This is a genomic window from Vallitalea maricola, from assembly GCF_036985595.1.
Taxonomy (GTDB): Bacteria; Bacillota; Clostridia; order Lachnospirales; family Vallitaleaceae; genus Vallitalea; species Vallitalea maricola.
In genome coordinates, this window is the sequence record NZ_BTPU01000097.1 from 45,869 (window position 1) to 53,126 (window position 7,258).

The 7,258-nt window shown below is 32.2% G+C and carries 5 protein-coding genes and 4 tRNA genes; all 9 read right to left on the minus strand.

The window, feature by feature from the left end; all coding sequences use genetic code 11:
• Positions 1-7 precede the first annotated feature (7 nt).
• The 9 genes from AACQ14_RS22110 to AACQ14_RS22150 all read right to left on the minus strand — a co-directional run bounded on the left by AACQ14_RS22110 (position 8) and on the right by AACQ14_RS22150 (position 7,192).
• Positions 8-976, minus strand: a complete 969-nt coding sequence (locus tag AACQ14_RS22110; RefSeq protein ID WP_339365738.1) for an ABC transporter ATP-binding protein — start codon at positions 974-976, stop codon at positions 8-10.
• Positions 973-2,103 carry an ABC transporter ATP-binding protein gene (locus tag AACQ14_RS22115; RefSeq protein WP_339365739.1) on the minus strand — a complete coding sequence of 377 codons (1,131 nt, stop codon included), beginning with the start codon at positions 2,101-2,103 and terminating at the stop codon, positions 973-975. The genes AACQ14_RS22110 and AACQ14_RS22115 overlap by 4 nt, the downstream gene beginning before the upstream one ends.
• Positions 2,104-2,114: 11 nt before the next feature.
• Complete coding sequence (gene opp4C / locus AACQ14_RS22120) at positions 2,115-3,119, minus strand: oligopeptide ABC transporter permease (RefSeq protein ID WP_339365740.1); 1,005 nt, start codon at positions 3,117-3,119, stop codon at positions 2,115-2,117.
• A 19-nt stretch (positions 3,120-3,138) separates the two neighbouring features.
• Entirely contained in the window at positions 3,139-4,107 is a 969-nt protein-coding gene (locus AACQ14_RS22125) for an ABC transporter permease (protein ID WP_339365741.1), read from the minus strand.
• Between the two features lie 78 nt (positions 4,108-4,185).
• Entirely contained in the window at positions 4,186-6,234 is a 2,049-nt protein-coding gene (locus AACQ14_RS22130; RefSeq protein ID WP_339365742.1) for an ABC transporter substrate-binding protein, read from the minus strand.
• A 561-nt stretch (positions 6,235-6,795) separates the two neighbouring features.
• Positions 6,796-6,869: transfer RNA gene (locus AACQ14_RS22135), tRNA-Met, on the minus strand.
• A 24-nt stretch (positions 6,870-6,893) separates the two neighbouring features.
• Positions 6,894-6,966 (minus strand) — tRNA-Val (locus AACQ14_RS22140).
• Between the two features lie 35 nt (positions 6,967-7,001).
• A tRNA-Asp gene (locus tag AACQ14_RS22145) sits at positions 7,002-7,075 on the minus strand.
• A 44-nt stretch (positions 7,076-7,119) separates the two neighbouring features.
• A tRNA-Trp gene (locus AACQ14_RS22150) sits at positions 7,120-7,192 on the minus strand.
• Between the last annotated feature and the right edge of the window lie 66 nt (positions 7,193-7,258).

A 7,258-nucleotide genomic window follows, 5' to 3' on the forward strand; every position in this document is an offset into this window, starting at 1 on the left:
CACCTACCTAATCATAAAGATGACAGGCAACATAATGGTTATTACCAATATCTTTATACTCAGGAGCTTCTTCTCTACAGATTTTTTCTACACAAGAACATCTTGTACAGAATTTACATCCTTTTGGAGGATTTGCTGGAGAAGGTATTTCACCTTGTAGTATAATCCTTTTTTTCTTAAGAGTAGGATCAGGTACAGGTACAGCACTGAATAACGCTTTAGTATAAGGATGTAATGGATTCTTAAATATTTCATCCCTATCTGATTTCTCTACCAAGTTACCTAGATACATAACTCCTACTTCATCAGCGATATGTTCAACTACTGATAAATCGTGAGAAATAAATACATATGCCAATCCTCTCTCTTCTTGAATATCCTTCAACAAATTGATAATCTGAGCCTGGATAGAGACGTCTAATGCTGATACAGGCTCATCAGCTATAATCACTTTTGGATTAAGTGCCAATGCTCTGGCAATACAGATTCTCTGACGTTGTCCACCAGAAAATTCATGTGGATATCTATCAATGTGATAACTCTGCAAACCACATTCTTCAATTATTTTTATTATGTAGTCTTTATACTCTTCTTTCAAAACGACATTATGTTCTTTTACACCTTCACCAACAATTTCACCTATTGGTAATCTAGGGCTAAGAGAACTATATGGATCTTGGAATATTATCTGCAATTCTGGTCTTAACTTTCGCATTTGTTTCTGCTTCAACTTAAAAATGTTTTCTCCATTGTATATGACTTCTCCGTCTGTAGGTTCAGTTAATCTTAATAAAGTTCTACCAACGGTAGTTTTACCACAACCTGATTCTCCTACTAAGCCAAAAGTTTTACCCTCTTTTAATTCAAATGATACTCCATCAACAGCTTTTACATGGCCTACCACTTTTTGCAATAATCCAGCTTTAATAGGAAAATATTTTACCAGATTATTGACTTCCAGTATTGTATCTGTCATTTTTTCCTCCCCCTCTCATATAGCCAACATGCCACTTTATGTGTATCACTTACATTATTATAGGAAGGATACTCACCTTCACATTTATTGATGCATGAATTACATCTATCCTTGAAGAAGCAATGATTTGGCATAGCTATTGGGTTAGGTACAGATCCTGGTATAGTATACAAACGGTCCACATATTTATTTACTACTGGCTTACTTTTTAACAATCCAATTGTATAAGGATGTTTTGGATTCAGGTATATATCTTCAGCAGTACCTTGTTCTACAATACGACCAGCATACATAACTATTACATAATCAGCCATTTCAGCAACAACACCTAGATCATGAGTAATCAATAGAATACTGGCATCAATTTTATCTTTTAGATCTCTTAATAAGTCAAGTATTTGAGCTTGAATAGTTACATCCAAAGCAGTCGTTGGTTCATCAGCAATTATCATCTTTGGATCACATGCCAACGCCATTGCAATCATGACTCTTTGACGCATTCCTCCAGACAATTCATGGGGATATGAATCGTATATTCCCTCTGCTCTAGGTATTCCAACTAACTTTAACATATTAATTGATTTCTCTTTTACTTCTTTCTTATCCATATCACTGTTATGCAGTTCTATGACTTCATTGATCTGATTACCAATTCTGAATACAGGATTCAAACTAGTCATTGGCTCTTGAAAAATCATAGCTATATCATTGCCACGAATACTTTGCATTTTCTTAATAGGAGTTTTAGTTAAATCAATAGCATGATCTCCTATATTGAATCTTATTTCACCTTCTACAATTTGACCAACAGATCCTTGAATTAGGCGCATAAGTGATAGACTACTTACTGATTTTCCACAACCTGACTCACCTACAATAGCAACTGTCTTGCCTCTTGGAATGTTATAGCTTATTCCATTAACAGCTTTAACTGTTCCCATATCAGTATAGAAAAAAGTCTTTAGATTATCAATTTCAATCAGGTTATTCTTATCTCTCATGCTGGTACTGTACTGACTAAGGGGTATATTCTTTTTCTTTTTATTTTTATTATATTTTTTTATAACACTTTTATTGGTTTTTGATACTTGTTTGAAATATTTTTTACTCTCAGTTTTACTATCCACTTTGTCACCACCTACCTTCTCATTTTAGGATCAAATGCATCTCTCAATCCATCACCAACAAAGTTAAATCCCATAACTGTAGTTAATATACAGATTCCAGGTGGAATCCAAATATATAAATATCCTTTCAAAATGATAGGGTCTGTTACTGCACTAACCATATTACCCCAAGACGCAAAAGGAAATGGAACACCAAATCCCAAGAAACTTAATCCCGATTCTGTAAGTATTATTCCACCAACTCCTAGTGTAGCTATAACGATTAGTTGAGGCATTACATTAGGAATAAGATGTTTAAAAATTCTTTTTCTTGGCTTTAATCCAATAGCTTCAGTAGCAATCATGAACTCTTGTTCCCTGAGACTTAGAATCTGTCCACGAACCAACCTAGCTACTCCTGCCCATCCCAAAATTCCTAATACTAACATTAGATAATATATTTTTTTTGACCCATCCACATCTAAAGTAATTAATGCTGAACTTAAAATAAGTACGATAGGTAGAAAAGGTATACAGAAGAATATATCAACTATACGCATTATGATATTATCTGTAACTCCTCCAAAATATCCTGCAATACCTCCTAAAATAATACCAAAGAACAACTCAATTGCTACAACTACAAATCCTATAACTAATGAAATTCTTCCTCCATACATCAACCTGGTAAAAGTATCACGACCATCTCTATCAGTACCTAGCCAATGTTTACTTGAAGGTGGTGCTTTAATCAATACTTTTATATTTTCATCCTCATAATTTACAATGTCCTCTGTTAATTCAGCACCGTCCTTTTGAAAAAATATTTGATATTCACCATATGGCGAAAAAAAAGGACCTATAAAACTTATTAAAAACATAGAAACAAGTATAACCATACCTATAATGGCTAATTTATTTCTTACAAAACGTTTCATTACCAGCTGCCCTGGTGTAATTATTTTGTCAACAACGATTTCTCTATCATTATTAGTAATTTGTTCATTTTCAATATCTATTTTTGATTTTTCTAACATGATTTTCTCCCCTCTCCAATTATTTTAATCTTACCCTAGGATCTGCAACACCATATAAAATATCTGCTAGCAGGGTTCCCAGAAGTGTTAAAATAGCAGAGAATGTAAGAAATCCCATCATGTAATTTATATCTCCTGATTTTAGAGCTTTAAAAGCTGTAAAACCTAATCCATCAATAGCAAAAATCTGTTCTGTAATAATAGCACCTGAGAATAATGATGGTAATAAACCACCTAGCATAGTTACAATAGGTATTAAAGTATTTCTGAAAGCATGTTTATATATAACTTTCCTTTCACTTAATCCTTTTGCCCTAGCTGTTCTTATATAATCAGCATTTAATACTTCAAGCATGTTTGTTCTTGCATATCTCATAAGACTTCCTATGCTTAAGAATGCTAATACCACAATAGGTAGTATAAAATGCCATGCCTTGTCCTTAATCAGTGCCCAACCGGTATAATCCATTCTAGCCGTTATCATACCTTGTAATGGTACCCATCCCAATCCAAAAGCAAAAATTCTTTGAAGTATAGCTGCAAAGAAGAAACTTGGTAATGAAATACCAATGAATGCAAATATTGTTACACCATAATCCAATTTTGAATATTGTTTTGTTGCGGATATTATACCAAGGGGTATGGCTATTATCATTTGTAATATGTAAGCAATGAATGCAATTGTAAAGGATGTCCACATTTTACTTTTTATTACTTCGCTGACTGGTTGTTTATATAAGAAAGACTCTCCGAAATCTCCCTTAATAGCTTTACCTAACCAACCTATGTACCCTTTAACTATATTTGTTTCTGTCCCATATAATTTCCTAAGGGATATTTTCATTTCTTCTGTAACATTTGGATTTCCTGCAGTTATAGTTTGAACATAATCACCTGGCATTACTCTTATTAAAGTATAGATTAGTATAGAAACTCCTAGTAAAATAAATATACAAACGAATAATCTTCGTATAATATATTGTCTCAAAATTATTCCACCATCCTTTCAACTTATATTATAATTAAGATATGATTTGCAGCCCGAAGGCTGCAAATGTATAATTTATTATTTTAATTCTAAAGTCTCTATTTCTCTGAAATATGCATAGAATGGTGTCATATCTTTAGGTAATGTTTCAATGTCAATTACTTCTGGATTGAATATAAACATATTCTTACGTTGATAAACTGGCATTTCTACTGCTTCATCCATGATGATATCAAGAGCTTTTGAATAGTACTCTTTTCTTTTCTCAATATCATTTGTTGATCTTGCATCAAGAATTATTTGATCTAATTCTTCATCTTTTATGCAATAATGGTTACTAGGTCCACCACTATGATAAGTTTGATACATATCAGGATCAATAGTTGCATCCCATGCAGCTACCCACATATCCCATTCTTTAGCATCCAGTCTTTCAAATAGTATAGAACCATCAACATCAGATATATCTAATACAGCACCTAATTTTTCCATTTCCTCTTTCATTTGAGTCAAGATAGGAGCTGATGGATGGTCCATGATACCATCTCCACTTATACCAATTTCAACCCTTAATTGTTTACCATCTTTTTCTAATACTTTACTACCGCTTTTATCTACTTGTTTATAACCAGCTGCTTCAAAACATTCAAGAGCTTTATCAGCGCTGAATTCATAATAAGGTTCTGCATTTTCTGGATAAGCCCATGAAACCCTGGACATAGGTCTTTCTATTATACTAGCTAACTCGCCATAATAAGTATTAATTGCTGGTTCTCTATTCATAAGATGCATTAAGCCTTTTCTTACATTTTTATCTGTAATCCTTTCAGCATTAATACCGATATATCCATAACCTAGATTTTCTATTAATTCATAATGAATTCCTGCATCTTTAACATTTTGTACCATTTCAGGACTTGCTGTTGGATCAGAAATATCAACTTCTCCTAGAGTTACAGTTTCAAGCTTATTAGAACTTGATACAACTTGGTATTTTATGTTTTTGATTTTTGGTTCACCTTTAAAATAATTTTTATTAGCTCTAAAGGTTACAACATTATTTTCAAACTTTTCAAATGTGTATGCACCAGCACCCATTGGCTTATCATTTTTCTCTTTTACTTTTGTTAAATCACCTTTTTTATATCCTTCGCCATAATAATGTTCTGGAGTAACTTCAATGGCACCAAGATTCCAGATGGCTTTTGGATCTACTCCTTCAATAGTGACTTCAACAGTTAACTCATCAACTTTTTTAATACCTTCAATATCAGGAACCTTAATATTTCCACTAGCTAAATTCTCTTCAATGTATCCTTTTTCAAGCTCTTTGAATTTCATTTCTATAGCTTCTTCTTCATAATCACCATAACAACAACCTGTTTCTACTTCAATAAATTTAGCTATAGATGCTTTTTTCAAGTCATCTCCTTCTAAACCATCAGGATTATCAAAACCTGTATATCCATCAATAACTTCTGCTCCATAAGATTCATATGCAGATATCATACGTGCTTCAACTTCTTCTTTAGTTACATCTTTTGAGCTAGCTTTAAATCCTTCTATAACTTCTGCATAATTAGGATCATCATAACGATATTCATTTATTCCTAGAATTGGAGTTGTATATATAGTTGAAGCTCCATCATATTTAGGATCACATAATATTTTATATGTAAATATAATATCATCAGCTGTTATTGGTTCTCCATCGCTAAACTTTAAGTTATCTTGAAGTTTAAATCTATATACTGTCATTATATTACCATCATCATCTTTGATTTCTTTTGGTGTTTCATATATAGCTAAATTAGAATCAGGCTCACCAAGACGATTATTGGATATTAATCTTTCCTGTGTACGTTCTGTTATCGTACTGTCATATGCAGTTGTAGAAAAGTATGGGCTAAAAACAGCATTAAAATCTGATGAACCCAAAACTAATGTATCATATTTAGTTTTCTTTTCTTTTGGTTCTTTCTCTTTATCATTATCTTCAGTAACTGTTGCATCTCCCCCATCGTTTTCTTTTATTGTTGTTTTTTCTTCCCCCTTACAAGCAGTTAAGCTTAGCGTCAAACATAAAATAAGAAAACAAATTGAAACTATCTTTGTAATATTCTTCATATTACTCCTCCTTTTTATATATTCCAGCTAAGATTTTATGTTTTAGTTATTATCATCTTTTACGATTAGACCGGTTCTTAAGATAATAATATAGGCTCTTAGCCAACCTATTATATATATATCTGTTATAAATTTATGTAATTATAATGCATATTAAAAAGTATTTATGATAATACATGAATATAAGTATTATCATATATTAATTATATTGTTTTTTTTTGCAATTGTAAAGCTAATTAGTGAATATTTTGTATTTAAAACATTATTGTTTTTATTTTTGTTTTTATGTTGTATTACGTAGTATTATTTAGATAATTAATGTGGTTTGTTCCAATTTGTTTGATTATGTATGTATTTTTAGTCGTATAATGGGAGTATTTGGTAATCATGAAAATGATCTAATAGATGATATATATTGTTTGTACTATAATAATATTATATTAAAAATATAATATACTATGAAACTAAATTATTTATAGTTTTCTTAGATGTACTCTTATTATTATAAGAAATATTTTTACACTAAAAAAACTTATAACTATATGTTATAAGTTTTTTTAGTAGCGGAGAACGGAGTCGAACCGTTGACACTACGGGTATGAACCGTATGCTCTAGCCATCTGAGCTACTCCGCCATATTATTAAATTGTAAAATATAATGGGCGCAACAGGGCTCGAACCTGTGACCCCCTGCTTGTAAGGCAGGTGCTCTCCCAGCTGAGCTATGCGCCCTGGGAATATTAAAAAAAAATTAGTTTTGCAACTAACGACCCAGAAGGGACTCGAACCCTCGACCTCCGGCGTGACAGGCCGGCGTTCTAACCAACTGAACCACTAGGCCAGATAAAATTGATTCTATATATTGAATAACTTATCTGTATATAACAGGGGCAGCAGGACTTGAACCCACGACATTCGGTTTTGGAGACCGACGTTCTACCAACTGAACTATGCCCCTAAATAATAAACGCTCAAAACAACACATTGAACAACATCTTAAATCATCTTATCAACCTTTGCAAAG

Excerpts from the sequence above, each read along its gene's own strand:
- opp4C (WP_339365740.1), bottom strand. The coding sequence starts at position 3,119 with ATGTTAGAAAAATCAAAAATAGATATTGAAAATGAACAAATTACTAAT.
- AACQ14_RS22130 (WP_339365742.1), bottom strand. The coding sequence starts at position 6,234 with ATGAAGAATATTACAAAGATAGTTTCAATTTGTTTTCTTATTTTATGT.
- AACQ14_RS22110 (WP_339365738.1), bottom strand. The coding sequence starts at position 976 with ATGACAGATACAATACTGGAAGTCAATAATCTGGTAAAATATTTTCCT.